Here is a 25,582-nt window from a genome sequence, read left to right on the forward strand (position 1 = left end):
TCACACCGGCTGCGGCTCCAGGTCCCGGTTGACCCGGTACCACTCGCGGGCGGCCCGGCTGAGGGGGTGCTCCTCGCCGAGCAGCCGTACGCATTCCGGGAGCACCTTGCCGCGGATCTCCTGCGCCCGCGCGTGCCGGCCGGACTGCCGCAGGGCGTAGGCCAGGTTGATCTCGCACGCCAGGGCGTCCGGGTGCTCGGGACCGTAGCGCTCGGTGAGACCGCGCAGGGCGGTCTCCAGGAGGGTCACGGCCCGGTCGGTGTCGCCCAGTTCGCCGGTGGCGTTGCCCAGGTTGATCATGCAGTTGAGGGTGTACGGGTGGCGGGGGCCGACCGCGCGTTCCAGCCGGGCCAGGGTGTCGGTGCCGACCGCCACGGCCTCCTCGGCGTTGCCGCTGCCGCGCAGGTAGATGGCGAGGTTGTTGCGGCAGGCCAGGGTGAACGGGTGGTCGTCGCCGAGGAGGCGGCGGTAGGAGGCGAGGGCGTCCGAGGCCAGGTCACGGGCCCGCTCCTTGTCGCCGGCCGCCGAGTAGTCGGCGGCGAGGTTGAGCGCGCAGGCGAGCGTGTCGGGCACGTCGGGTCCGTACCGCTCGAGGTAGCGGTCGTAGGTCACCTGGGTGAGCCGCATCGCCTCGGCGGCGCGGCCCGCCTTGCGCAGCGAGACCGCGAGGCTCTTGGCGTTGCGGAGCGTCTCGGGCACGTCGGGGTTGAGGACGTCCTGGAAGACGTCCATCACCTCTTCGAGCATCGCGACGGAACCCGTGTAGTCGCCGATCTCCCGCAGGTCGCGGGCGAGGTTGGCCTTGGTGGACAGCGTGTAGGGGTGCCGGTCGCCGAGCATCGGGGTACGCCGGTCCACGGTCTCCTGGTCCAGGCGGCGGGCGAGTTCGGAGTCCCCGGTGAGCCGGTAGTCGATGGCCAGGTTGTTGGCCGCGACGAGCGAGCGCGGGTGCTGCTCGCCGAAGATGTCCTTGAATCCGGCGTAGATCTGCTCGTCGCGCTCCCGGGCCTCCTGGTAGAGGCCGAGCGCCCGCAGGTCCGCCGCCAGGCTGCCGCCGGTGATCAGGGTGTGCGGGTGGCCGGCGGGCAGCAGGGCGGTCTGCCGGGCCAGGGTGTCCTCGTCGTACTGCCGGGCCTCCTGGTACTTGCCCTGCGAACGCAGCACGTTGGCCAGCTCGAACTGCAGGTTGAGGGTCTGCAGGTCGTCCTCGCCGAGGGACTGCTGCCACACGCCGAGCAGTTGCTCGGCCAGTTGCCTGGCCTGCTCCAGTTCGCCGCTCTTCCACAGGTAGCGGACGCGGTTGACCAGCAGCTGGCGCGGCTTCTCCTCGCGGCAGTCCTCGGCCTGCGACGGCGCGAGGTGCGGCCAGATCAGCTCGAACCCGGGCCAGTTCGCCGGGTCGTTGATCGCGTCCTCCGGCGGCCGGGCCTCGGCGAGGATGCGGTGCACCTCGTGCATCGTGTCCTGCTGGTCGTCCTCCGACATCTCCGAGCGCACGGCGGCCTGCACCAGCCGGTGCACCTGGATGCTGCTGTCGGCCGGATCGACCTTGGCCAGGGCGAAGCGGTTGAGCGCCTGGATGACCTTGCCGAGCATGTAGCGGTCGCGCAGTTCGGGGTCGTGGGGCAGCAGCGCCTGGATCATGGAGTCGCTCTCGATCAGCGTCATCGAGATCGGCTCGGCCGCGAAGAACGCGCACAGCTCCAGCAGCCGGACGGCGGCCTTGGACTGGTTGCGCAGCCGGCTGATGGAGATGCTCCAGGTCGCGCCCACCTCCCGCGGGTAGCCCGCGGCGGTGGTGACCGACAGCGCCTTGGTCGTCTGCTCCTTGAGCTGGTGCACGTAGACGTCGACGGGGGTCGCGGTCTCGGCGAGCCACGCGGCGGCCACCTCGACCGCCAGCGGCAGGTCACCGACCGCCTCGGCCACCTGCCCGGCGTCCTCCCGGCTCATGCCGCCGACCCGGCGGCGCAGGTGCTCCACGCTCTCCGAGCGGTTGAAGACCTCGATCTCCAGGGGCTCGGTCGCTCCCGTCGGCGGCTTGTTCCGGGCGGTGACCACGATGTGGCCGCGTCCCCCGGGGAAGAAGCGGCGCACCCGCTCGGGGTCCTCGACGTTGTCGAACACCAGCAGCCAGCGCGGGAAGCGGGTGCCGCCGGCCAGTTCCTCGCGGGCCGCCTCGGCGGCCTCGGACACGCTGTCGCCGACCCTCAGCTCCAGGCGGCGGGCGAGTTCGGCGAGGGAGGGCGCGATCCGGTCCTCCTGCTCCGCCTCGATCCACCACACGAGGTCGTAGTCGGCCTTGAAGCGGTGCGCGTACTCCAGCGCCACCTGGGTCTTGCCGACGCCGCCGAGGCCGTGGAGCGTCTGCGGGAACGGCTGGACGGAGGGGTTGCCGCCGCCCAGGCGGTCGCGCAGCCGGTCCAGGACGGTGGAGCGGCCGGTGAAGAAGGTGTTGCGAGGCCGCAGGTTGGACACCTTGGGGTCGCCGACGGGGTAGCGCGGGCCACCCGCCATGGCGGTCGTGTTGAGGTCCGCGTCGTCACGGCCGAGGGCGCGCAGCAGGGTGGTGGCGGCCGCGGAGTGGTCGAGCCGCACCAGGCTGACCGGGCTGCGCTGGGCCAGCGGCGGGCCGGGGCGTACGTCGCCGACCCGGATCGGCAGCAGTTGGTGCTGCGGGCCCGAGGGGTCGGTGCCCGAGCTCGACTCCCACACCCGCATGGCCCGCCGGGAGCGCAGGTAGGCGGCGGAGAGTACGACGAGGGTGCGGGAGGAGGCCCCGGCCACGGCAGGCTGTTCCGCGGGGGCGGTGTGGGTCTCCACGTCCCAGGGGACGACCCGGAAGCCGGCCCGGGTCAGGATCCACTCGATCCAGTCCGCCCACATGCGGTCCTCGGGCACGTACGCCAGCACCAGGCCGGACGGCGGAACGGGCCTGCGCCGGGTGAACTCCGCGGCCCAGCGCAGCCGTTCGGACTCCGCGATCGGGGGCAGCGAGGTCACCGCGCCGCCGGAGACGACCGAGGTGAGGCGTTCGCAGGCCGACAGCATCGAACTGGACAGGCCCGGGGCGTCCCCGAAGGTCGCCAGGATCTCCTCGTAGGCGTAGAAGGGGCGGTACGGGATCTCCACCGACCCCCAGTAGGAGACGAGTTCGTCCTCGTCCATTCCGGCCGGGAGGCCGTCGAACTGGGCGCGGGCCAGTGCCCGTCCGGCGTCCGCCTTCTCCTTCTCGCCGTCGTCGATGCGCATCGGCACGGGGAAGATGCGGATGCCGCGGCCGTTGTAGCGCTCCTCGATGTCGCGGGCGACGGCGGCGGCGCCGTAGATGCTCTGGTCGCTGAGGGTGAAGCAGACCACCAGTTCGTCGGGCATGTGGACGGTGCAGATGTCCGCGATGTCGCTGAGGCCGGTACGGCTGTCGATGAGGACGTAGTCGTAGTGGCGCCGCATGTCCGCGCGCATGGCGTCCAGGAACTGGCCACCGCCGAAGCGGTCGTAGAAGACGTCCCAGTCGATGCCGGTGAGCGCGGTGGTGTAGTTGCGGTCCTGCCGGCCCGCGGAGAGGTAGTCCAGGCTGCCGCCGCCGGGGAAGACCCAGTTGAGGGATATGGCGTGCGGCCGGACCCGCGCGAACTGGCGGTGCCAGTCGGGCGGCCGCGGCACGTCGCGCAGCGCCTCCTCGCGGTACTCGGTGATCAGGTCGATCATGCCGGTGGTGGCCGCGAGCGCGGAGGAGTCCAGAAAGGGGTGGAAGAAGCGGAACAGGCCCGGGGCCTCCAGGTCCCAGTCCACCGTCAGCACCCGGTGTCCGTTGGCGGCGAGGATCCAGGCGGTGTTCGCCAGGGCCATGGTCCGTCCGGTGCCGCCCTTGTACGAGTAGAACGTGATCACACGTCCGTTACGGCTCTCGGTCATCCTGGCCCTCCGGTTTGTCGGGTTCCGTGGTGCCGCGGTCGTCGTGCAGGCCGTACGGGGAGGAGCGCTCGGGTCCGTACGATCCGGCGGACGGACCCCGGAGCCTCGGGCGCGAGCTGTGCGGGCCCTGGGGCGGGAAGGCCGGTGCGTGGGCGGCGTAGTGCTTGGCCGCGCGTCCCACGGCCCTGGGCACGTCGTCGCTGAAGACCTCGAGGCTCGGGATGTTGTTGCGGACGAAACGCCCGCCCGGGCCGTCCGCACGGCTGGGATCGAGGGCGTCGTCGGCGAGGCGGCGCAGCGCCTCCTCGTGGCCGCCTGACTCCGGGTCGGCCCGGTTCCACGGCACCAGGACGCTGACCCAGGGCCGGTGCTCACGGCCGAAGCGGCTCAGCATCTCCCGCCGTTCCGGCGACTCCAGCGCCCAGCGGTCGAGCAGCAGCAGCCCGGGAGCGGTGGGGACGGGATCCAGCAGGCGGTCCAGTTCCTCCTCGAACACCCCCACGCTGACCCGGTAGTCGAGGTTGCGCGCCAGGTCGGCGGCGTGGTCGGCCAGCGGCCGGCTGCTCTGCGGACGGTACGGGTTCCAGTCACGCGGCGAGGGCCCGTAACAGGTGGGGCTGCGGCCCGCGGGCAGTTCCTCGGTGTCGCAGCAGGCGAGCACCGTCACGCGCAGCGGCCGGCTGGCGCCCGGGGGCCCGAAGGCGCTGGGAACGTGGTGGTAGTCGAGGTGACGCCCCTTGGCGATCTTGGTGTCCTCGACGACCTGCACGATGCGCTGGGCGAGGCGGTAGACGGCCCGCTCGTACTCGTGCTTGAGGTAGCTGAGCTTGATCAGCCCATAGAAGCCCTCGGCGGCGTAGTCCTCACCGAGGTCGGCGTGGTTGAACTGCAGCCCCTCCGCGGGGCCCGGCATGTCGTTCGCGGCGACCGGCACCCACAGCGCGGGCACGATGCCGGATATCGGGCGGTCGTGCAGGGACCGGTGGTGGACGGCGCGCTGCGAGAAGGCGTACCACTCCTTGCCGCACTGCTGGCTGCGGAAGTAGCGGGGCGAGTAGAGCGGGACGAAGACCCGGCAGTGCGCCAGCGCCTCCGCGAGCGATTCCGGCCAGCCCTCGCCGACGTTCATCCCCCGGTCCATGAAGCCCGCCTTCACCCCCGCGGGCAGCGTCGTCATCTGCAGGATGTGCGCGCACAGGTCGTTGTAGAGCTTGGCGACCCACAGGTCGGGGTCGGGATCCGAGGGGTCGTTCCTGGGGGTGTGCGCGTAGCTGAGGAAGAAATAGGGCTTGTCCGAGGCGTCTCCCTGCCCCACGGGTAATGCCATGCGCCATCTCCCCCGCCCGACCTACAGACCCCGCTCCGCCCCTCGTGAGGGAACCTCAGTGTAGGAACCCCCGATTCTCCGGCGGAATAGCGCATGACCATCATTTTTGCCCTGGCTCCCGTCAACGGCCGTTGTTCACCAGCCACTTGGCGATCTCGTCCACGGCGTCGGCGATCGGCACGAGGTGGCAGGGCGCGTCGCCGACGGGGCCGTCCAGCACCGCGCACTGGCTCGCCACCACCGGGACCAGCCGCGGGAAATGGCGGTCGTCGATGTCCGGCGCCTCGAAGTGCACCCACTCCTTGCCCCCGTCCTCCGTGCGCACCAGGGCCTGGTACGGGCGGTCCGGCGGCGGGACCGCCCGGTAGTCGGCGAGGTGGTAGGCGGTGCAGACCCACAGGTCCACGCCGATCAGCAGGGCGCGGGCCCGCAGGTCGTACAGCCGGGCGGTGGGCGAGTCCTCGCCCAGGTGGCTCTCCAGCGTGTGGCCGTCGGTGACGAAACGCGCGGCCGGGCCGAAGGCGGTGAAGGAGGTGTGCGGGTGCGCGCTGCGTAGCGCGCCCGGGAGCAGCCTGACCTCCTCGCCGAGCCGCCCCACGCTGGGCGAGACGGGGGTGGTCAGCGGGTCGAAGGCGGGCATCGCGTCGCGGTACGCGGTCAGTTCCGCGTCGCTCATGCCCTCCGTGCGCTGCCGGTCGACCCGGGAGGTCACGGAGTTCTCCGGGGTCGCCGCGTACGCGACCAGGGTGCCGTGGTCCCCCAGCGCCGCCCGCAGGGCCGCGACCACGGTGCGTACGCCGCCCTCCACCGAGCCGATCGACTTCAGCGAGCCCTGGACGAGCAGCACGTCCCCGGCCTCGACGCCCAGTGCGCGCAGATCCCGGGTCAGGCTTTCCAGAGTGTGCACCTCAGGCCCCGTTCAGTTCGGACAGCCAGGGGGCGACGGTGCCGGCCATCCGGTCCGCGAAGCGCTTGCCGAGGGGGGTGAGCGATCCGCTGTCGGCCAGCCGGTCGACCGCCTCCGCCGTCTCGCGGGTCCAGCGGGCGAAGGTCGCGGCCGCCTCCGGGACGCCCCGGCGGGTCAGCGCGCGCCAGTACTCGGCGACGGCGATGTGCGCGTACGTCCCCTGCAGCAGCCCCTCCAGCGGGCGCGGGTCGGGGCGCCACGGCGCGTGGAAGAGCCGGGTGTCCTCCGGGTCGTACAGGTCCATCAGGTCCAGCACGGCACCGAGCTTCACGTGCTGGAACTCGTGGGCCACCAGCAGCGCCAGCGTGTGCGGCGTGGCGGGCCGCGCGATGCCGACCGCGCCGAACGCCTGCCGGGCGGCCCCGCTGACGTCGCTGCCGTCGCCCGGCGGGACCAGCGGGGTGACGGTGCCGAGCCCGGCGGCCAGCCCCGGTACGTAGCCGGGCAGTTCACGGCCGAGGAAGTCCCAGGCGGCGGTCAGGTCCTCGTGCCAGGCCCTGACCTCGGCCTCGTCCTGCCGTGGCACCAGGGGCCACTGGTGGGCGTCGCGGTAGGGGTCGGTGTCCTCCAGCGCCACCCTCCAGCCGGCCGGGCCGACCCGCCGGACGGGGTGCCACCGCGCGTCACCGGGGTCGTTCGCGGCGATCCTCACCGTACGGCCGGCGACGCTCACACCGAAGCCGCCGGCGGTGGCGGCGACCTCGGCCTCCGCCCCGTCGGGGGCGCCGGCCAGGACACGGCCGAGCCCCGGCAGCCGGACCGCGCCGTCGCGTACCGGCACCCGCACGGTCGCCTGGTACCGGCCCGCGGCCCGGACCACGGCGGCGGCCGCGAACTCGGCGAGCCCCGCGACGTCCGCCCCGCCGTCGCCCGCCGTCTCCAGGCAGTGCCGGGCCCACGGCCGCACGTAGGGGTGGGCGAGCACCTCGTCCAGGGCCTGGGGCGCGGCCTGGTCGACCTCGGCCAGCACCCGCCAGACCGCGGCGGTCCTGCCGTCCCGGGGAGCGCGCTCCCAGACGGCGGTGAGCAGCCCGCGGGTGATCTCCAGCTGCTCGGCGGCGAGCGCGGCGACCGTCGCGGCGTCGCCGTACCCGGCGGCCAGCTGGTCGATCTGGTCCTCGGTCAGCGAGGACTGGGGCTGCTGCCCCGAGGCGGTGCTCACCGGATTCTCCCGTTCCGTCTCCTCGGCGTCGCGGATGCCGAGGATCAATGCCATCAGGTCACCGCAGTACGCGGACGGATTCGCGAATCCCGACCCGGTTCGGTAGCGGTGCGCGTACAGTCCCCCGCCGCAGACGTCGACGACCGGGCAGCGGCGGCACTGGTCGCACAACCCCTGCTTGCCCTGCCGTCGTGCCGCGATGCCGGGGTGGGCGGCGACCTGGTCCAGGGAGTGGGCGAACACGTCCATCCCGGTGGCCGGGGCGCCGTCGTAGGCGGTCTTGAGCGAGTCGGCCTGCTCGAAGCTCCCGTCGGTCTCGATGACGACGAGGTCGACCGGGTCGGTGCCGATCGACTCCACGAGGCTGCTCTCGCCGCGCAGCATCCGGTGCACGGAGTCGAAGACCCGCACCGGCACCGGGCGCCCCTCCGCCACCCAGCGGCGGTGAACGGTCAGCAGCCACTGCGCGTAGGGCGCCGGTGCGCCACCGGGACGCGCGGGCGGGACGTCGTGGGTGGCGTGGGGCAGCAGGAAGTCGATGCGGGGCGGTTCGAGCGCCATCAGGGCCTCGTACACCGTCAGCGGATCGTTCTCCACGTCGATGGTGCAGAGCAGTCCGCCGAACAGATGGCGGTAGCGCGGCTCGCGGAGCAGCCCGATCGAGGCCACCACCCGGTCGTAGCTGCCGCGCCCGTCGGCGAACCGCCGGTGGCGGTCGTTCTCGGCCCGGCCGCCGTCCAGGGAGACGCCGACCGAGATGCCGAACTCGTCGAAGACGTCGCAGAACCGCTCGTCCAGGAGGACGGCATTGGTCTGGATGCCGAGCTCCAGGGCGCACACGCCGTCGAGCGCCCCGCGTAACGCCGAGGCGGCCCGCTCGATGCGGGCCGGGCCTGCCAGCAGGGGTTCGCCCCCGTGGAAGACCACCTGGACGGCGGGGAGCCGGTGCGCGGCGGCATGCTCGGCGATCCGTGCGGCCACGCGGTCGAACACCTCGTCGGGGGTGGCCCGGGCACGCGTCTTCCAGCTGGTGTCGGCGTGCTCGTAGACGTAGCAGTGATCACACGCCAAATCGCACCGGCTATGCAATTTCAGCACGAATTGCGACAGCGCTCTGGCCGGTGCTGATGTCTCCATGACCGCGGCCCGGGCCCCCGAGTCGGTCGGGCCTACTTGCTGCTGAACGACTGGAAGGCCGCGACCGGAACGCTCCCGGCGGAGGCGGCGGCGGGCATCACCCGGCCGAGGGCCGGAGTGGCCACGGAACTGCCGCGGGAGGCCAGCTCCGCCAGCGGGATCCTCCGCCGCGTGTGCGGACGCCTGGTCCGGGCGTCGTTTTCGGCCGTCACGGTGGGGGTGGCAGTCATAGCGGGGACCTCGTTCACTCAGGGTGCGTTGGCGCGCGCACACCATTTGTCCGGAATGCGGCAAATATCTCATCCCGGACACCGAAAGGCGACGCACACGCATAACGAGCGAGCCGTGACAAGTGCACGTTTTCGTCAAGGTCATCAGACACGCGTACTCCCCACCCCCAACGCCGGGCCGTGTGATTATCTCCCTTATTCAAGACAGGAGTTGAGCGCTTTTCCGATTCGAGACCAAGTTTCTGGAGTGGAACGAGCGCCGCTCCGCACGGACCCCCTCGTCACGGCTTCCGGCGTGTCGCACCGTGGGGTGCCCGCCCAGCGCGCAAGCCCCTCGCGCCCGCTCGTTCAGCGGTCCGAACGCGCTCGGCGCACCCCGGGAAAAATCTCGCCAGGCCTGGGCCGATCGGGTGGGCGGCCCCTGCCCCGCACACCAACGGGTCCCGCCGGGCGGAGGGGGGATCCGCCCGGCGGGACCGTTCAGGGGGTGGCGCCCGGTCAGGCCGTCGTGACCGGTTCCTTGTCGTTGCCCGCGGGAGCGGCGGGCCCGGGGACCGTGCCGTGGCCGTCGTCGACCAGCGTGGTCTCGTCGAAGGGCAGCTCGCCGGCGAACACCCGCCGGGCCTGCTCACGGTCGAACTCCTTGGTCCACGTGCCGATCAGCACCGTGGCGACGGCGTTGCCCGCGAAGTTCGTGACGGCGCGCGCCTCGCTCATGAAGCGGTCGATGCCGACGATCAGACCGACGCCGTCGACCAGGGCGGGCTTGTGCGACTGGAGCGCCCCGGCGAGGGTCGCCAGGCCCGCGCCGGTGACACCGGCGGCGCCCTTGGAGGCGACCATCATGAACAGCAGCAGTGTGATCTGCTGCCCGATGGAGAGCGGCTGGCCCATCGAGTCGGCGATGAACAGCGAGGCCATGGTCAGGTAGATCATGGTGCCGTCGAGGTTGAAGGAGTAGCCGGTCGGCACGGTGATGCCGACGACCGGGCGGCTGACGCCCAGGTGCTCCATCTTGGCGATCAGGCGGGGCAGCGCCGACTCCGAGGACGAGGTGGAGACGATCAGCAGGAACTCCCGGCCGAGGTACTTCAGCAGCTGGAAGAGGTTGACCCCGGCGAAGAAGCGGAGCATCAGGCCGAGCACGACCACGACGAAGATCAGGCAGGTGACGTAGAAGCCGAGCATGATCGTGGCGAGTGCCTTGAGGGCGTCCACGCCCGCCGAGCCGACGACCGCCGCGATCGCGCCGAAGGCACCGATCGGGGCCACCCACATGATCATGGACAGGACGCGGAAGACCAGCTTCTGGATGTGGCCGACACCGCGCAGGATCGGCTCGCCCGCCGCCCCCAGGGCTTGCAGGCCGAAGCCGACCAGCAGCGCGACCAGCAGGGTCTGCAGCACCTGGCCCTCGGTGAAGGCGGAGACCAGGGTGACCGGGATGATGCTCAGCACGAAGTCCGGCAGGGTCTCGGCCGGGGCGTCCTCGGCCTGCGCCTGGCCCACGTCCTTGAGCGCGTCGGTCAGGTGCAGCCCGTCGCCGGGCTGGAGGACGTTGCCGACCACCAGGCCGATGGCCAGGGCGACGAAGGACATCACCACGAAGTAGCCGAGGGCGAGGCCGCCGACCCTGCCGACCTTGGCGGCCTGGCGGACCGAGCCCACGCCCAGCACGATCGTGCAGAAGATGATCGGCGAGATCATCATCTTGATCAGGTTCACGAACCCGGTGCCTATGGGCTTGAGCTCGACGGCCGCGTCGGGCGCGACCATCCCGAGCACGGCGCCGGCGATCGCGGCGACGACCACCGCGATGTACAGGAAATGGGTGCGGTCCCTGCGACCCTGGGTACGGCTCTGTACCGGCACTGACACCTTCGTCTCCTCGGTCCATCCGGACGTCGTCCCGGGACGCCCGCGATTGGATAGGTCCCGGTGACTATGCGCCCGCGCAGTGAGCCAGGTCACGTTTGCGTTCATTGTGTTCGCGGGACCTGTGCACACTGGTGGGCATGCCGCTCCCGACCCGCTTCCGCCGCCCCCGGCCGCGCCGCCGCCCGCGCAGCCTGGCAGGCCAGTTGTTCGCGATGCAGGTGGTCATCGTGGCCATGGTGGTCGCGGGCATCGCGGTGCTCGTCTACGTGGGCGCCGCCGAGCGCGCGGAGGACGCCGCGGAGGACCGGGTCACGGCGGCGGCGCGGGCGGTGGCCGACGCCCCCTCGGTCGCGGCGGCGATCCGCGGCGCCAACCCCACCGCCACGCTCCAGCCGTACGCGGAGCAGGTCCGGCGCGACACCGGCGTGTCCTTCATCACCATCATGAGACCGGACGGCATCCGCTGGACGCACCCCGACATCAAGCAGATAGGCCACCGGTTCCTCGGGCACATAGAACGCGCCCAGCGCGGTGGCACCTTCACGGAGACCTACACGGGCACGCTGGGCGCGTCCGTCCGCGTGGTCACCCCCGTCCACGACGACGGCCGGATCGTCGGCCTGGTCAGCGTCGGCATCACGGTCGAGGCCATCAGCGACCGGGTCCGGGACCAGCTGGCGGCGCTCATCGGGATCGCCGCGGCGGCCCTGGCGGTCGGGGGCCTGGGCACCTACTTCGCCAACGCCCGGCTGCGCCGCCACACACACGGCATGGCCGCGGACGAGCTGAGCCGCATGTACGACTACCACCAGGCGACCCTGCACGCGGTGCGCGAGGGCCTGATCCTGCTGGACGCCGACCGCAGGGTCGCCCTGTGCAACGACGCCGCCCGTGAACTGCTGGGCCTGCCCGGGGACGTGGTGGGCTCGTACGTCGCCGACCTCGGGCTGCCCGCCTCGCTGACCGGCGCGCTGCTGGCGGCCGAGCCGCGGATGGACGAGGTGCACCTGACCGCGGAGCGGGTGGTGGTGGTCAACACCTCGCCGGTGCGCGGCGGGGAGCGCCGCGGCACCGTGGTGACCCTGCGGGACCACACCGACCTGCAGTCACTCACCGGCGAGCTGGACTCCGTGCGCGGCTTCGCCGAGGCGCTGCGCTCGCAGGCGCACGAGGCCTCCAACCGGCTGCACGCGGTCGTCTCGCTGATCGAACTGGGCCGCACCCAGGACGCGGTGGAGTTCGCCACCGCCGAACTGGAACTCGCCCAGGCGCTGACCGACCGCGTGGTGGCGGCGGTCGCGGAACCGGTGCTGGCCGCGCTGCTGCTGGGCAAGGCGGCCGAGGCGAACGAGCGCGGCGTGGAGCTGACGGTCACCGATGACAGCCGCATCGACGACGGGGTCCTGCCCGTTTCGCTCACCTCCCGGGACCTCGTCACCATCCTGGGCAACCTCATCGACAACGCCTTGGACGCGGCCATCGAGGGCGCCGGGCAGACGACCGCACGCCCGCACGTCGAGGTCACCGCCCGCGCCGACGAGGGCGAGTTGCTGCTGCGGGTCACCGACAGCGGGCGCGGGGTCGACCCCGCCGTGGTGCGCGAGGTATTCCGGCGCGGCTGGACGACCAAGAGCCACGGGCACGGCCTCGGCCTCGCGCTCGTCGAGCAGACCGCCCGGCGCACGGGCGGCAGCGTGGATCTGGACCGGGCGCTGGGCGGCGGTGCCTCCTTCACCGTACGGTTGCCGCTGCGCGGGGAGGTGCGGACGTGATCAAGGTGCTGGTCGTCGAGGACGACCCGGTGGCGGCGGACGCCCACCGGCTGTACGTCGAGCGGCTGCCGGGGTTCACGGTGGCCGCGGTGGCCCACTCCGGGGGCGCGGCACTGCGCGCGCTCGAACGGCACCAGGTGGACCTGATCCTGCTCGACCTCAACCTGCCCGACGGGCACGGGCTGCAGGTGGTGCGCACGCTGCGGGCGGCCGGGCACACCGCCGACGTGGTCGCGGTGACCTCGGCCCGCGACCTGGGCGTGGTGCGGCAGGCCGTCTCGGTCGGGGTGGTGCAGTACCTGCTGAAGCCCTTCACCTTCCCCACCCTGCGCGACCGTCTGGAGCGCTGGGCGCGCTACCGCGACGAGCTCGCCGGCGGCGAGGCCTCGGGCCAGGACGAGGTGGACCGCGCCCTGGCGGCGCTGCGCAACCCAGAGGGCTCGGTGCTTCCCAAGGGCCTCAGCGGCCCCACCCTGGAGGCGGTGACGACGGCGCTGCGCGAGGCGGCGGAGGGCCTGTCGGCGAACTCGGCGGCCCAGGCCGTCGGCGTCTCCCGGATCACGGCCCGCCGCTACCTGGAGCACCTGGTGGAGACCGGCCGCGCGGTCCGCGCTCCGCAGTACGGCCAGGTCGGCAGGCCGGAGCTCACCTACCGCTGGGCCCCGCAGCGCCGCCCGTGAGCCGCCCGGCCGGGCGGCGCGAGAGCTGCGGACGAGGCGTCAGAACACCGACTCCGCCTCCTGCATACGGTCCTCGGGCACCCGCTTGAGCACCATCACCGCGTCGGCGAGCGGCACCAGTTCCACCGCGGTACCGCGCAGCGCCGTCATGCAGCCGAAGGCGCCCTTGTGCGCGGCCTCCACGGCGTGCCAGCCGAAGCGGGTGGCCAGCACGCGGTCGTACGCGGTGGGGACGCCGCCGCGCTGGACGTGGCCGAGGATGACGGGGCGGGCCTCCTTGCCCATGCGCTGTTCGAGCTCGCCGGCGAGCCGGGTGCCGATCCCGGCGAAGCGCTCGTGGCCGTAGACGTCGATCTCGCCGTGGGCGTACGGCATGGTGCCCTCCGCGGGGTGGGCACCCTCGGCGACGCAGATGACGGCGAACTTCTTGCCGCGGGCGAAGCGCTCCTCGACCATCGCGACGAGGTCGGCGGGGTCGAAGGGCCGTTCCGGCAGGCAGATGCCGTGTGCGCCGCCGGCCATGCCGGACTCCAGGGCGATCCAGCCGGCGTGCCGGCCCATGACCTCGACGACCATGACGCGCTGGTGGGACTCGGCGGTGGTCTTCAGGCGGTCGATCGCCTCGGTGGCGACGGTGACGGCGGTGTCGAAGCCGAAGGTGCGGTCGGTGGCGGAGATGTCGTTGTCGATGGTCTTGGGGACGCCGACCACCGGCATGCCGGCGTCGGCGAGCAGCCGGGCCGCGGTGAGCGTGCCCTCGCCGCCGATGGGGATGAGGACGTCCAGCCCGAAGCCGGAGCACAGGGTGCGCCAGTTGTCGGCGGCCTCGTGCAGCCGGGCGCGTTCCAGCCGGGAGGAGCCCAGGATGGTGCCGCCCCGGGCGAGGATGCCGCTGACGGAGTTGAGGTCGAGCGGACGGTAGTGGCCCTCCAGCAGTCCCTTGAAGCCGTCCTCGAAGCCGATGACCTCGTCGTCGTGGTAGGTCAGCGCGCGGTGGGTGACCGAGCGGATCACGGCGTTGAGTCCGGGGCAGTCGCCGCCGGCGGTGAGCACTCCGATGCGCATGGCGCTCCACGCTCCCTCCGGTCGCGTGTACGGTCGCCTTTTCGCATCGTAGGTCCGCACCGCACCCGCCGCGCGCCATACGCACACCGAACGGTAATGTCAAGAGGTATCCGCCACCCGTCTGGGTGGATCACGCCGGGCAGGAACGGAGAGAGCGCGTGACGCGCAGCGTGTACGTAACGGGAATCGGGAGGGGGGACGGCCGCCAGGTCGTCGAGCTGGGCGTGATGGAGCTGCTGACCCGGCAGGTGGACCGCGTCGGGGTGTTCCGGCCGCTCGTCCACGACACGCCCGACCGGATGTTCGAGCTGCTGCGCAGCCGCTACCGGCTCACCCAGGACCCGGCGACCGCCCACGGCCTGAGCTACGAGGAGGCGGCAGCGCTCCAGGCCGAACAGGGCCGGGACGCGCTCATCGCCCGCCTGGTGGACCGCTACCACCTGGTGGCCGCGGAGTTCCCCACCGTGCTCGTCCTCGGCTCGGACTTCCACGAGACCAACCTCCCCGGTGAGCTGGGTATCAACGCCCGGCTGGCGAACGAGTTCGGCGCCTCGGTGATCCCGGTGGTCGGCGGCCGCGAGCAGACCGCGGACTCGGTCGTGGACGAGGTCCGCAACGCACACCTGTCCTACACCGGGCTTGGCTGCGACATCGTCGCCATGATCGCCAACCGGGTGCCGCGCGAGGTGCTGGAGGAGGCGGCGACGCGGCTGCGCCGCCGGCTGCCGGTCCCCGCGTACGTGCTGCCCGACGAGCCCGCGCTGTCGGCCCCCACCGTCGCCCAGGTCGTCGAGGCGCTCCACGCGGAGGTGCTGCTCGGCGACCACAGCGGCCTGTCCCGGGACGTGATGAACTTCGTCTTCGGCGGTGCGATGCTGCCGACCTTCATCCGCGCGCTGACCCCCGGCTGCATGGTGATCACTCCGGGCGACCGGGCGGACCTGATCATCGGCTCGTTGGCCGCGCACTCCGCCGGCTCCCCGCCCATCGCCGGCATCCTGCTCACCCTGGACGAGGTGCCCGGCCCGGAGATCATGGCACTGGCGGCCCGGCTGGCCCCGGGCACCCCGGTCGTGTCGGTGCCGACCGGCAGCTTCCCGACCGCCGCCGAGCTCTTCGCCCTGGAGGCCCGGCTGGGGGCGGCCACCCCGCGCAAGGCGGAGACCGCGCTCGGGCTCTTCGAGAAGCACGTGGACGGCGCCGAGCTGACCGAGCGGCTCTCGGTGGTCCGCGGCGAGCGCGTCACCCCGATGATGTTCGAGCACGAGCTGATCGAGCGGGCCCGCTCCGGGCGCCGCCGGGTGGTCCTCCCCGAGGGGACCGAGGAGCGCATCCTGCACGCGGCCGAGGTCCTGCTGCGCCGGGACGTCTGCGACCTCGTCCTGCTCGGCGACGAGGACGCCATCCGCAAGCGGGCCGCCGAGCTCGGCATCAATGTCGACGTCCCCGGCTGCACGCTGACCGACCCGCAGACCTCGCCGCTGCGCGAGAACTTCGCCGAGCTCTACGCCAGGCTCCGTGCCCACCGGGGCGTCAGCTACGAGCTGGCGTACGACGTCGTGGCCGACGTCTCCTACTTCGGGACGCTGATGGTGCAGCAGGGTCTCGCCGACGGCATGGTCTCCGGCGCCGTGCACTCCACCGCGGCGACGATCCGCCCCGCCTTCGAGGTCATCAAGACCGCGCCCGGGGCGTCCATCGTCAGCTCAGTCTTCTTCATGTGCCTGGCCGACCGGGTGCTGGTGTACGGCGACTGCGCGGTCAACCCGGACCCGGACGCCGAGCAACTGGCCGACATCGCGATCCAGTCCGCCGAGACCGCCGCCCAGTTCGGCGTCGAGCCGCGGGTGGCGATGCTGTCGTACTCCACCGGCACCTCCGGCTCGGGCGCCGACGTGGACAAGGTGCGCCGGGCCACCGAACTGGTCCGGCAGCGGCGCCCCGACCTGCTGGTGGAGGGCCCGATCCAGTACGACGCCGCCGTCGACGCCAAGGTCGCGGCCACCAAGCTGCCGGACTCGAAGGTCGCCGGGAACGCCACCGTGCTGATCTTCCCGGACCTCAACACCGGCAACAACACCTACAAGGCGGTGCAGCGTTCGGCGGGCGCGGTGGCGGTCGGCCCCGTGCTGCAGGGCCTGCGCAAGCCCGTCAACGACCTGTCGCGCGGCGCGCTGGTCCAGGACATCGTCAACACCGTCGCCATCACGGCCATCCAGGCCCAGGGCGACCGGTGACCGGCCACAACAGGGAAGGCACCGTGACCGCTACCCGCGTTCTCGTCCTCAACTCCGGCTCCTCGTCGGTGAAGTACCAGCTGCTGGACATGGCCGACGGCCGCCGGCCGGCGGCCGGGATCGTCGAGCGGATCGGCGAGCCGGGCGGGGTCGCGGACCACGCCGAGGCGCTGAAGACCGTCGCGGAGGAGCTCGCCGCCCGGGGTCTGGGCCTGGACTCCCCGGCACTGGCCGCGGTGGGCCACCGGGTCGTGCACGGCGGCACGCGCTTCACCGCGCCGACGCTGATAGACGACGAGGTGCTGGCCGCCGTCGAGGAACTGGTGCCGCTCGCCCCGCTCCACAATCCGGCGAACGTCACCGGCATCCGGGTCGCCCGCGAGCTGCGCCCGGACCTGCCGCAGGTCGCGGTCTTCGACACCGCCTTCCACTCCACCATGCCCGAGCACGCCTACCGTTACGCGATCGACCGGGAGACCGCCGACGCCCACCAGGTGCGCCGCTATGGCTTCCACGGCACCTCGCACGCGTACGTCTCCCGCGCCACGGCCCGGCTGCTCGGCAGGGACCCGGCCGAGGTCAACGTCATCGTCCTGCACCTGGGCAACGGCGCCTCCGCCTCGGCCGTGCGCGGCGGGGAGTGCGTGGAGACCTCCATGGGGCTCACCCCGCTGGAGGGCCTGGTGATGGGCACCCGTTCGGGGGACCTGGACCCGGCCGTGGTCTTCCACCTGGCCCGGGTGGGCGGGATGGAAGTGTCGGAGATCGACACCCTGCTCAACAAGCGCTCGGGCCTGCTGGGCCTGTGCGGCGACAACGACATGCGGGAGATCGCCCGCCGGATGGCCGAGGGCGACGCCGTCGCGCAGCTCGCCTTCGACGTCTACGCCCACAGGCTGCGCAAGTACGTGGGCGCCTACACCGCCGTGCTGGGCCGCGTCGACGCGATCGCCTTCACGGCGGGCGTCGGCGAGAACTCCGCGGCGGTCCGGGCGGCCGCGCTGGGCGGTCTGGAGGGCCTGGGCATCGAGCTGGACCCGGTGCGCAACGCGGTGCGCGGCAGCGCCGCCCGCGTGGTGTCCGCCGGGGGCAGCCGGGTGACGGTGGCGGTCGTCCCCACCGACGAGGAACTGGAGATCGCACGACAGACGTACTCGCTGGTGACCGGCCGGTGACTCGTTGAGGCCACCCGGAGGCTCTAGTCTGTGGCCGCCGTCCGCACCGTCCATGCCTCCCCCGCACGGGAAAATTCCGGAGCGGAACAAACCCGATAGGATCGTCCTCATGCGCCGAGCGAAAATCGTCTGCACCCTGGGTCCCGCCGTCGACTCCTACGACCAGCTGAAGACGCTGGCCGAGGCCGGGATGAACGTGGCCCGCTTCAACTTCAGCCACGGCAGCCACGCCGAGCACGAGGAGCGCTACCAGCGGGTGCGCAAGGTCTCCGTGGAGACCGGACGTGCCATCGGCGTGCTGGCCGACCTCCAGGGGCCCAAGATCCGCCTGGAGACCTTCGCGGACGGTCCCGTGGAGCTGGTCGCCGGTGACGAGTTCGTCATCACCACCGAGGACGTGCCCGGTGACAAGACCATCTGCGGCACCACCTACAAGGGCCTGCCCGCCGACGTCCGCGCCGGCGACCCCGTCCTGATCAACGACGGGAACGTCGCGCTGCGCGTGATCGAGGTCGAGGGCCCGCGGGTCCGCTGCCTGGTCGTCGAGGGCGGCGTCATCTCCGACCACAAGGGCATCAACCTGCCCGGCGCCGCGGTCAACGTGCCCGCCCTGTCCGAGAAGGACATCGAGGACCTGCGCTTCGCACTGCGCATGGGCGTCGACATGGTGGCGCTCTCCTTCGTCCGCGACGCCAAGGACGTCCGCGACGTCCACCGCGTCATGGACGAGGTCGGCCGTCGCGTGCCGGTCATCGCCAAGGTCGAGAAGCCGCAGGCGGTCGACAACATGGAGGACGTCGTCGCGGCCTTCGACGGCGTCATGGTGGCCCGCGGCGATCTGGCGGTGGAGTACCCGCTGGAGAAGGTCCCGATGGTGCAGAAGCGGCTGATCGAGCTCTGCCGCCGCAACGCCAAGCCGGTGATCGTCGCGACCCAGATGATGGAGTCGATGATCACCAACTCCCGTCCGACCCGCGCCGAGGCCTCCGACGTCGCCAACGCGATCCTGGACGGCACGGACGCGGTCATGCTGTCCGCCGAGTCCAGCGTCGGCAAGTACCCGATCGAGACCGTGAAGACCATGTCGCGGATCATCGAGGCGGCCGAGGTCGAGCTGCTCAAGCAGGGCCTGTGGCCGCTCAACGGCCGCAAGCCGCGCACGCAGGGCGGCGCCGTCGCCCGCGCCGCCGCCGAACTCGCGGACTACCTGGACGCCAAGACCCTGGTCGCCTTCACCAAGTCCGGCGACACGGCCCGCCGGCTGGCCCGCTACCGCGTGCCGCAGCCGGTGGTGGCGTACACGACCGACGAGTCGACCCGCAACATGCTGGCGCTCACCTGGGGCGTGCAGACCACCGTCGTCCCGCACGTGAACACCACCGACGAGATGGTCGAGATCGTCAACCAGGAGATGCTGAAGCTCAGCGACTACACCGCGGGCGACACCGTGATCATCACGGCCGGCTCCCCGCCCGGCGTCCCCGGCACCACCAACCTGGTGCGGGTCCACCACCTCGGCCACCGCGCGGTCTGACCGGCCGCCGGGCCGCCCGGAACACGGGAACGGCGGAGGGCACCTCCCCTTGTGGGGACGGTGCCCTCCGCCGTTTCCTGTTGCGCGGCCCCCGGAGGGGGTTTTGTGCGGCCCGGCTCAGTCCGCGGTGTTGTACACGTGCATGCCGGGGACCTTCAGCGTGCCGCCGAACTGGCCGGCCTGCTCGACCGTGACGTTGGTGAAGAACGCGGCCGGCACATTGACCGGGGGCGGGGTGTCCGGGGTGAACTCGATCGGGATGAGCCCGAAGAGGTTGCCCTTCAGCGACTCGGTGTACATCGTCACCGTGCCGTTGCGGATCGTGGAGGTGCTGCCCTTGCGGGCGTCCACGTGGCCGACAGTGCCGTTCGGCCCCACGACCTCCTGCTGCAGGTCCTTGATGTCCACGCCGGTGGCGGTGAACTTCAGGACCTTCTTGACCTTGCCGCTCCAGGTCTTGACCTCGACGATGCCCTTGTAGTCGAGCCCGGTCAGGGTCAGCAGGCTGCTGTGCAGGACCCACGGGTCGTCCGGCAGCAGCGACTGCGTCTCCTGGTAGGCGGCGTCCGCCAGGGCCTGCGCGTCGTGGGTCGGGCACGGGAACGGGGTCTTGCCGTCAGCCGAGGTGGCCGGGGTGCTCGGCGCGGGGCTGTCCGCGACCTTCCCGGTGGTCTGCGAGAGCTTCTCGGCGGCCTCCGACACGGTCTTCTTCAGCGCCTCGGTGGTGTCCTCGGTCTTCTCCTTCACCGTGCCCGTGGAGGCGCCCGGCTTGGGAGCGGCGGAGGTCGCGCCCGGGGCGGGCGTCGCGGTCGCCGAGGGCGTCGCGGCGGCGGAGTCCGTGCTCGCCTTGTTGAGCCCCAGCAGATCGCCCAGGGCGTCGCCGACGCCCAGCGGGTCCAGCAGGTTGCTCTGCTCGGTCACCGACGGCGAGGCGGACGGGGCGGGCGCCGTCGTCCCCGAGCCACCGGCGGAACCGGCCGAACCGCCGCCGCTCTCACCGCCCTTGCCGCCCTCGTCACCGGAACCGGCGGAACCCGAGGAGGAGTCGTGCGACGAGGGGCTCCCGGACGGAGCCTGGACCGGGGTCTTGGTGCCACCGCTCGACGGGGTGACGCTCGACGTCGCGGACTCCGACGGCTCGTCGGGCTGCTCGACGCACTTCGTGCCCGAGAACGGGTTCTTCGGCAGTTCGTCGGCAGAGGCCAGTCTCGGGGTCAGTCCCATGCCCATCAGGACCGCCGTCGGCATCGCGGCCAGGGCTATCGCCTTGCCCGCCGGCATCTGCAGTTTGGTCAGCAGCGACTTCCTCGGTGCCGCGTGCCGCGGCCCCGTTCTCTCACGGGTGCCGCTGCCGGCGGCGACCCCGGAAGCGGGCTGAACCTCATCACCCCGCACTGTGCCTCCCGTTCGCGTCTACGGTCTCTGCGCCGTCCACCGGGTGCTGCGCGGCGGCCTCCTCCTGGCCGGCGGCCGGGTCGGCGGGGGACTCGCCGTAGGCCGCCGCATAGGGGGAACCGGGCGGCGGCACATAGCCGGCGTCACCGTCGTCGCCCTTGCCGCTGCCGGGCAGTTCCGCCGGGTCCGCGCCGCCCTCGGCGGGCGGTGCGCCCGGGGCCCAGGCGACGGCGAGGGCACCGCCGATGAGGCCCAGCAGGAAGCCCATCAGGAAGCCGCCGAAGTTGGAGACCACCAGCGACACCAGCGACAGCAGGATGGACGCGACGCCCGAGAAGACGCGCACCGCCGACTGGAACCACATGGTCAGGCCGAGTACGACCAGCAGCACGCCGATGATCAGCGAACCGGACCCGGCCGTGGTGGCCATGGTCAGGCTCAGCGCGCCGAGTGAGAGATGGGCGTACGGGAAGTACGCGATGGGCAGTCCGGCCAGCAGTGTCAGCAGGCCCGCCCAGAACGGCCGCTGTCCGCGCCATACGCGGAAGCGGAACCGCCAATAGCCGAACCGGCCCCTCAGTCCGTGTGTCTCGGCGCTCATGGAAAACAGCTCCCTGGGACTGGCGTTTCTTGAGAAGAGTCGGGGGTGAGGAGGGTGAGGGGCATCCCGTGCCCCCCACCCCCTCTGGTCAGGCTAGAAGCACTCGTACTTCGCGCCGGAGCCCATCTTCACCGACATGCTCAGCCCGCTGAGCTTGAAGGTGCCCGCGCTGGTCGCCCACGCGGTCTGCTGCACACCGGTGAGGTGAGCCTTCCGGGCCTCCTGGGCGAAGGAACCGGGGTCGGTCTTGTCACCGGACTTGATGCCGGGGCCCTGCGAGGTGTCACCGGCGGCGACACCGATGTTGATGTCGGTGAACTCCGCGTCGGCGTCGAGCTGGTCGAGGTCGATGTAGAGGTTCTTCGCCTCGACCTTCTTGCCGCCGTTGCCGGCGCCGAGCTTCAGCGTGACGTCGCCGATCGGCGTCGGCACGACCACCGACTGGCACAGTCCGGTGATCGTGGCCGAGTCGAACGCGGAGACCGCGACCGGGATCGGCTTGCCACCGTGCTGGATGTCGATGGCTCCGTACTGGACGAAGCCGTCACCCTGCAGGTCCTGGGCCTGGACCTTGAACTGCTGGCCCGAAACGCTGAACGAAGCGGCGAGCGCGCCCTGGCCCAGGGCCACGCCTATCGCCGCGGTGGCCGCGACGCTGGGCACCATGACGACGGCGAACCGCTTCCATCTGGTACCGCCGCGGATGAGCGACTCCATGACTTTCCTCCTTCTCGGACGTACATCTCCGGCCGGAATCGCGGGGATTGCGGCGGGATGGGAGAAGTGCTACGTCCTCGGGAAGGAGAGCGCCGTATCGACGGCCGTCACGCGGGAAAGAGCGGACGACACTGTCCGAAAAATCGGCGATCACCCCCGAGCGACAACCACACGGCCACGCTCTCGCGCAACCTGCTGGACAGGCCCTGCCGGACGGCAGAGACCCCCCTGTCCGCGGTCCGCGTCCACTGCTGGCACAGTTTCGGCGTCCCGGCCCGGTGGGGACCCGCTCGGCGATCGGACGACTGGATGCCGACTTCTCGGCGACGGACCGGGCTTGGCCGATCGTGGTCCATTCGGCGCCGCTGCACAAGGGGCGTCGTTACTAGCGGGTAACGGTGCGATAACCCGGAAGGTATGGCCTAGACCATAATCGCTACGTTGCGTAGTTGCGGCGAGGGTGTGAAAAACACCCATCGGGTGATAGATCCGGACAGGATCCCGTCACTCTCTTACCGGAAGTAACAGCGGCCGCGCTTCATCAAGATTTGGTAAAGCGCGGCCGGTCTTGTTCCGGGCTCGAAATGGCTTTCGAGGCACGGCCACCTTACGTGATCAGGTCAGAACAGCACCCGCGCGAGGGCCGCGCGCGCCGCCGTCACCCGGGGGTCGTCGGCCCCGATCACCTCGAACAGCTCCAGCAATCGCAGCCGCGCGGTGTTGCGGTCATCGCCCGCGGTGCGCCGCACGGTGTCCACCAGCCGGCCGAAGGCGTCCTCGACATGGCCGCCGACCAGGTCCAGATCGGCCGCGGCGGCCTGCGCCGCCACGTCCGCCGGAGCGTCCGCCGCCGCCTTGCGCACGGCCTGCGCGTCGACGCCCTGCACCCGCTGCAGCAACTCGGCCTGCGCCAGGCCCAGCTTCGCCTCGGTGTTGCCCGGGTCGTCCGAGAGCACGTTGCGGTACGCCTGGATCGCGCCACCGAGGTCGCCCTGGTCCAGCGCGTCGTGCGCCGCCGACAGCGCGAGCTCCTGCGGGGTGGGCGGCCGCTCCTCGGCGACCGGCGCCTCCACGTCGCCCTCGACCGGCACGCCCGTGATGCCGAAGCGCTGCTCGGCCACGGCGACCAGTTGGTCCAGCACCTCGCGGATCTGGTCCTCGGGGGCGGCGCCCTGGAAGAGCGGCATGGCCTGGCCGGCCAGCACCGCGAACACGGCGGGAATGCCCTGCACGCCGAACTGCTGCACCAGCAGCTGGTTCGCATAGACGTCGATCCTCGCGACGACGATCCGGCCGGCGTAGGAGGCGGCGAGACGCTCCAACGCCTCCTGCAACTGCACACTCGCGTCCGCGCGGTCGGTCCAGAAGTGGACCACGACCGGGACCTCGGTGGAACGCTGCAGGACATCACTCTCGAAGGTGGCCTCGGTGACCTCGGTCACCAGGGCGGGGGCGACGGGCGCTCCCCCGTTGCGGGCGGCTTCCGCGCGGGCCTGTTCGGCCTTCGCCTTGGCCTCTCCGGCCGCCTTCACCGCGGCGAGGTCGACCACGCCGCTCATGGACATGTTCCGTGGCTGCATGAGACCAATCCTCCCCCCTCGTCGCGGTTCCCGGGGAATCGCCCCCCCGAAAGCGCCACCTGTGGCGCGGAACGATGACGCACCACCCGGCGCGAGGTCCCCATTTCGCGCGCGGTGACCGTCAGCATTTCGATACGATCCGTAGCGTAACTGTACCGCCGCGCCCTACGCAACGGGGATAGGGTTCCCAGCCATGTGCGCGCGTGAAACAGGCAGAAGGACCGGACGCCCCCGCAGCGCGGAGGCCGACCGGGCGATTCTGGACGCCGCGCGGCAGGCCCTGGTCGAGCTCGGCTGGGGCAAGCTCACGATGGGTGACGTCGCGGCCCGCGCGGGGGTCGCGAAGACCACCCTCTACCGGCGCTGGGCGAACAAGAACGAGCTCGTCGTGGACGCGGTCGCCGCGCTCTTCGACGAACTCGAACTGCCCGACCGCGGCAGCCTGCGGGCCGATGTGGAGGGCGTGGTCCTGCAGTTCGCGGCCCTGCTGGAACAGCCCGCCACCAAAACCGCGCTCATGGCGGTGGTCGCCGAGGCCACCCACGACGAGGCCCTGCGGCAGCGGATCCGGGAGGCCATCGTCGACCGGCAGAAGCGCCTGGTCATCGAGGGCCGCCGACGGGCCCAGGAGCGCGGCGAGATCCCGCCGGACGACGGCGACCCCGCGCCGCAGATCGACCTGATCTTCGACGTCATCGCGGGGGCGGTGGTGCACCGCGCGCTCGTCAGCTGCGAACCGGTGGACGCCGACTGGGCGGCTCGCTTCACCGCCGTCCTGCTGGGCGGGCTCGCGGCCGCCTCGACGATCTAGCCGTCACCGGGAGTTGGGCTTCTCTTTCCTCTTCGGAGCCTCAACACCCCTTGCCCGCATGGCATGTCATCGTCATGCTTACCGGCGGGTCATCTACTCGCATAGACAACCCGGCGGCCAGGCTTGGCCGTTGTCCGGCGTTCCATCGTTCCACCCTGTCAGTGCGTCCTTTGATCGCTCGCCCCCAGGAGGATCGATTCACGTGAGACACCCTCACCCCGGTCGGCGCGGCGTCGTCGCCACCGTCGCCGCCTCGCTGATCGCCCTGACGGCCGCCCAGAGCGCCACCGCGCTCCCCGCGACCGCCGCCCCGCGCGCCCACGCCCCGTCGTCCGCCGTCACCGTGGCGGAGGACCAGGCGGCGCGCGCCATCGCCGGCTCCCTCTCCGACGCCTCATGGCGTGCCCGTGTCCGCCAGGCGGCACTGGCCTCGGACGAGGTGGCCGTCACCGAGCTCGCGGGCCCGAAGCTGCGGCCCGCGCTCGCCGACGCCGACCGGCGGATCGCCGCCGCCAAGGGCCTCGGCGCGGACGTCGGCTCCCTGCTGCGGCTGCGGCTCGGGGACGACTCGATGCGCGGGGCACTGGCCTCCGGCGTCACCCCGTGGGTCGCCGCGGCCAGTACCGACGAGGACGTCCGCACCGTCACCGCCTACGACAGCCGGGGCCGGGCCCACCGCCTCGACGCCCGTACCGCTCCCAGCCACCCGGTGTACGTCGTCGACATCGACGGCTCCAAGGCACTGGCCGCGGGCCTGGACGTACTCCAGGGGGAGCTGGGCCGCCAGGGCCTGACCTCGTCCGCCCAGCGCTCCGCGGCGCCGTCCTCGGCCTCGGCGGCCGCGGCCGGCTTCTGGACCACGCGCATCACCCAGGTCCGGCTCTCCGACGACGAGGAACCGTGGATCAAGGGCGACGCCGAGATCTACACCCTCGTCACGGGCTTCGGCCAGGACGGCGTCGTGCGGGTCGACCCCGTGGACATGCCGTACCTGGACAACGACGGGACGACGTACAGCCCGAACCAGATCCTGGTCAACTGGTCGCTGTACAAGTACAACCTCGCCGACGCCGTGATGATGGAGGACGACGGCAGCACCAACTACCGCGACCTGGCCAAGGCCATCGCGGGGGTCCTGCTGACCATCGCCGACCAGGGCGCCTACATCCCGCTGGTGAACGCGGTCCTGGACGCCATCCCGGACGACTGGTGGACGGACGACCCGGACTACGTCGACTCCTGGTACACACTGGCGCAAAGTGACAACGGCACCCGCTACGGCGCCCGCGGCAACGGCTGGATGACCCTCCAGCCGTACTTCGTCGAGCAGTTCTGAGCCGGATGCCCGCCGCCTCCGGGATCCGGGGGCGGCGGGCACGGCAGCGGGGGGGGGGGG

18 protein-coding genes are annotated in these 25,582 nt (G+C 71.9%); 7 read left to right on the plus strand and 11 right to left on the minus strand.

Annotation, left to right across the window (positions count from 1 at the left end; translation table 11 throughout):
* The 6 genes from fxsT to ACRWNP_RS10400 all read right to left on the minus strand — a co-directional run bounded on the left by fxsT (position 1) and on the right by ACRWNP_RS10400 (position 10,613).
* A complete protein-coding gene (fxsT, locus tag ACRWNP_RS10375) occupies positions 1 to 3,918 on the minus strand; it encodes an FxSxx-COOH system tetratricopeptide repeat protein (protein WP_431960778.1) in 3,918 nt (1,305 codons plus the stop codon).
* Positions 3,902 to 5,245 carry a TIR-like protein FxsC gene (locus ACRWNP_RS10380; RefSeq protein ID WP_431960779.1) on the minus strand — a complete coding sequence of 448 codons (1,344 nt, stop codon included), beginning with the start codon at positions 5,243 to 5,245 and terminating at the stop codon, positions 3,902 to 3,904. The genes fxsT and ACRWNP_RS10380 overlap by 17 nt, the downstream gene beginning before the upstream one ends.
* A gap of 121 nt (positions 5,246 to 5,366) precedes the next feature.
* Positions 5,367 to 6,152, minus strand: coding sequence for an aminoglycoside N(3)-acetyltransferase (locus ACRWNP_RS10385; protein WP_431960780.1), 786 nt, complete (start codon positions 6,150 to 6,152; stop codon positions 5,367 to 5,369).
* Between the two features lies 1 nt (position 6,153).
* Positions 6,154 to 8,511 carry an FxsB family cyclophane-forming radical SAM/SPASM peptide maturase gene (locus tag ACRWNP_RS10390; protein ID WP_431960781.1) on the minus strand — a complete coding sequence of 786 codons (2,358 nt, stop codon included), beginning with the start codon at positions 8,509 to 8,511 and terminating at the stop codon, positions 6,154 to 6,156.
* Between the two features lie 32 nt (positions 8,512 to 8,543).
* Complete coding sequence (gene fxsA, locus ACRWNP_RS10395; protein ID WP_431960782.1) at positions 8,544 to 8,741, minus strand: FxSxx-COOH cyclophane-containing RiPP peptide; 198 nt, start codon at positions 8,739 to 8,741, stop codon at positions 8,544 to 8,546.
* 498 nt (positions 8,742 to 9,239) lie between these two features.
* On the minus strand, positions 9,240 to 10,613 hold the full coding sequence (locus ACRWNP_RS10400; RefSeq protein WP_431960806.1) for a cation:dicarboxylate symporter family transporter: 1,374 nt from the start codon (positions 10,611 to 10,613) through the stop codon (positions 9,240 to 9,242).
* A gap of 143 nt (positions 10,614 to 10,756) precedes the next feature.
* On the opposite strand from ACRWNP_RS10400, the gene ACRWNP_RS10405 reads away from it, so the two are divergent.
* Positions 10,757 to 12,391, plus strand: coding sequence for a sensor histidine kinase (locus ACRWNP_RS10405; protein ID WP_431960784.1), 1,635 nt, complete (start codon positions 10,757 to 10,759; stop codon positions 12,389 to 12,391).
* Entirely contained in the window at positions 12,388 to 13,071 is a 684-nt protein-coding gene (locus ACRWNP_RS10410; protein WP_431960786.1) for a response regulator, read from the plus strand. The genes ACRWNP_RS10405 and ACRWNP_RS10410 overlap by 4 nt, the downstream gene beginning before the upstream one ends.
* Before the next feature lie 39 nt (positions 13,072 to 13,110).
* On the opposite strand, the gene ACRWNP_RS10415 is transcribed toward ACRWNP_RS10410, so the two are convergent.
* Positions 13,111 to 14,136 carry an ATP-dependent 6-phosphofructokinase gene (locus tag ACRWNP_RS10415; protein WP_431960787.1) on the minus strand — a complete coding sequence of 342 codons (1,026 nt, stop codon included), beginning with the start codon at positions 14,134 to 14,136 and terminating at the stop codon, positions 13,111 to 13,113.
* Positions 14,137 to 14,294: 158 nt separating this feature from the next.
* On the opposite strand from ACRWNP_RS10415, the gene pta reads away from it, so the two are divergent.
* From pta to pyk, 3 genes are all read left to right on the plus strand, one after another.
* Positions 14,295 to 16,373, plus strand: a complete 2,079-nt coding sequence (gene pta / locus ACRWNP_RS10420; RefSeq protein WP_431960788.1) for a phosphate acetyltransferase — start codon at positions 14,295 to 14,297, stop codon at positions 16,371 to 16,373.
* Positions 16,374 to 16,396: 23 nt separating this feature from the next.
* Positions 16,397 to 17,548 carry an acetate kinase gene (locus ACRWNP_RS10425; protein ID WP_431960789.1) on the plus strand — a complete coding sequence of 384 codons (1,152 nt, stop codon included), beginning with the start codon at positions 16,397 to 16,399 and terminating at the stop codon, positions 17,546 to 17,548.
* 109 nt (positions 17,549 to 17,657) lie between these two features.
* Entirely contained in the window at positions 17,658 to 19,082 is a 1,425-nt protein-coding gene (pyk, locus tag ACRWNP_RS10430) for a pyruvate kinase (RefSeq protein ID WP_431960791.1), read from the plus strand.
* Between the two features lie 117 nt (positions 19,083 to 19,199).
* On the opposite strand, the gene ACRWNP_RS10435 is transcribed toward pyk, so the two are convergent.
* The 4 genes from ACRWNP_RS10435 to ACRWNP_RS10450 form a co-directional block, all read right to left on the minus strand.
* A complete protein-coding gene (locus ACRWNP_RS10435) occupies positions 19,200 to 20,477 on the minus strand; it encodes a hydrogenase expression protein HypF (protein ID WP_431960792.1) in 1,278 nt (425 codons plus the stop codon).
* The gene (locus ACRWNP_RS10440) at positions 20,467 to 21,078 is read right to left on the minus strand and encodes a DUF6114 domain-containing protein (RefSeq protein WP_431960793.1); all 612 of its coding nucleotides are present in this window, start codon (positions 21,076 to 21,078) and stop codon (positions 20,467 to 20,469) included. The genes ACRWNP_RS10435 and ACRWNP_RS10440 overlap by 11 nt, the downstream gene beginning before the upstream one ends.
* A gap of 93 nt (positions 21,079 to 21,171) precedes the next feature.
* Positions 21,172 to 21,795 carry a DUF6230 family protein gene (locus ACRWNP_RS10445; protein WP_431960794.1) on the minus strand — a complete coding sequence of 208 codons (624 nt, stop codon included), beginning with the start codon at positions 21,793 to 21,795 and terminating at the stop codon, positions 21,172 to 21,174.
* A 620-nt stretch (positions 21,796 to 22,415) separates the two neighbouring features.
* Positions 22,416 to 23,375 carry a tetratricopeptide repeat protein gene (locus ACRWNP_RS10450; RefSeq protein WP_431960795.1) on the minus strand — a complete coding sequence of 320 codons (960 nt, stop codon included), beginning with the start codon at positions 23,373 to 23,375 and terminating at the stop codon, positions 22,416 to 22,418.
* A 193-nt stretch (positions 23,376 to 23,568) separates the two neighbouring features.
* Here ACRWNP_RS10450 and ACRWNP_RS10455 point away from each other — a divergent pair, with 193 nt between their 5' ends.
* Both ACRWNP_RS10455 and ACRWNP_RS10460 read left to right on the plus strand, forming a co-directional pair.
* The gene (locus ACRWNP_RS10455; protein WP_431960796.1) at positions 23,569 to 24,186 is read left to right on the plus strand and encodes a TetR/AcrR family transcriptional regulator; all 618 of its coding nucleotides are present in this window, start codon (positions 23,569 to 23,571) and stop codon (positions 24,184 to 24,186) included.
* 202 nt (positions 24,187 to 24,388) lie between these two features.
* A complete protein-coding gene (locus ACRWNP_RS10460) occupies positions 24,389 to 25,522 on the plus strand; it encodes a DUF3103 family protein (protein ID WP_431960797.1) in 1,134 nt (377 codons plus the stop codon).
* Positions 25,523 to 25,582: the final 60 nt, after the last annotated feature.

Origin of the sequence: Actinacidiphila sp. bgisy160 (assembly GCF_965342435.1) — a bacterium.
Lineage (GTDB): Bacteria > Actinomycetota > Actinomycetes > Streptomycetales > Streptomycetaceae > Actinacidiphila.

Bases quoted from the DNA above. Each gene is read 5' to 3' on its own strand.
- ACRWNP_RS10390 (WP_431960781.1), bottom strand. From the start codon at position 8,511: ATGGAGACATCAGCACCGGCCAGAGCGCTGTCGCAATTCGTGCTGAAA.
- pyk (WP_431960791.1), top strand. From the start codon at position 17,658: ATGCGCCGAGCGAAAATCGTCTGCACCCTGGGTCCCGCCGTCGACTCC.
- ACRWNP_RS10445 (WP_431960794.1), bottom strand. From the start codon at position 21,795: ATGGAGTCGCTCATCCGCGGCGGTACCAGATGGAAGCGGTTCGCCGTC.
- ACRWNP_RS10455 (WP_431960796.1), top strand. From the start codon at position 23,569: ATGTGCGCGCGTGAAACAGGCAGAAGGACCGGACGCCCCCGCAGCGCG.
- ACRWNP_RS10440 (WP_431960793.1), bottom strand. From the start codon at position 21,078: ATGAGCGCCGAGACACACGGACTGAGGGGCCGGTTCGGCTATTGGCGG.
- ACRWNP_RS10450 (WP_431960795.1), bottom strand. From the start codon at position 23,375: ATGCAGCCACGGAACATGTCCATGAGCGGCGTGGTCGACCTCGCCGCG.
- ACRWNP_RS10380 (WP_431960779.1), bottom strand. From the start codon at position 5,245: ATGGCATTACCCGTGGGGCAGGGAGACGCCTCGGACAAGCCCTATTTC.
- fxsA (WP_431960782.1), bottom strand. From the start codon at position 8,741: ATGACTGCCACCCCCACCGTGACGGCCGAAAACGACGCCCGGACCAGG.
- fxsT (WP_431960778.1), bottom strand. From the start codon at position 3,918: ATGACCGAGAGCCGTAACGGACGTGTGATCACGTTCTACTCGTACAAG.
- ACRWNP_RS10405 (WP_431960784.1), top strand. From the start codon at position 10,757: ATGCCGCTCCCGACCCGCTTCCGCCGCCCCCGGCCGCGCCGCCGCCCG.
- ACRWNP_RS10415 (WP_431960787.1), bottom strand. From the start codon at position 14,136: ATGCGCATCGGAGTGCTCACCGCCGGCGGCGACTGCCCCGGACTCAAC.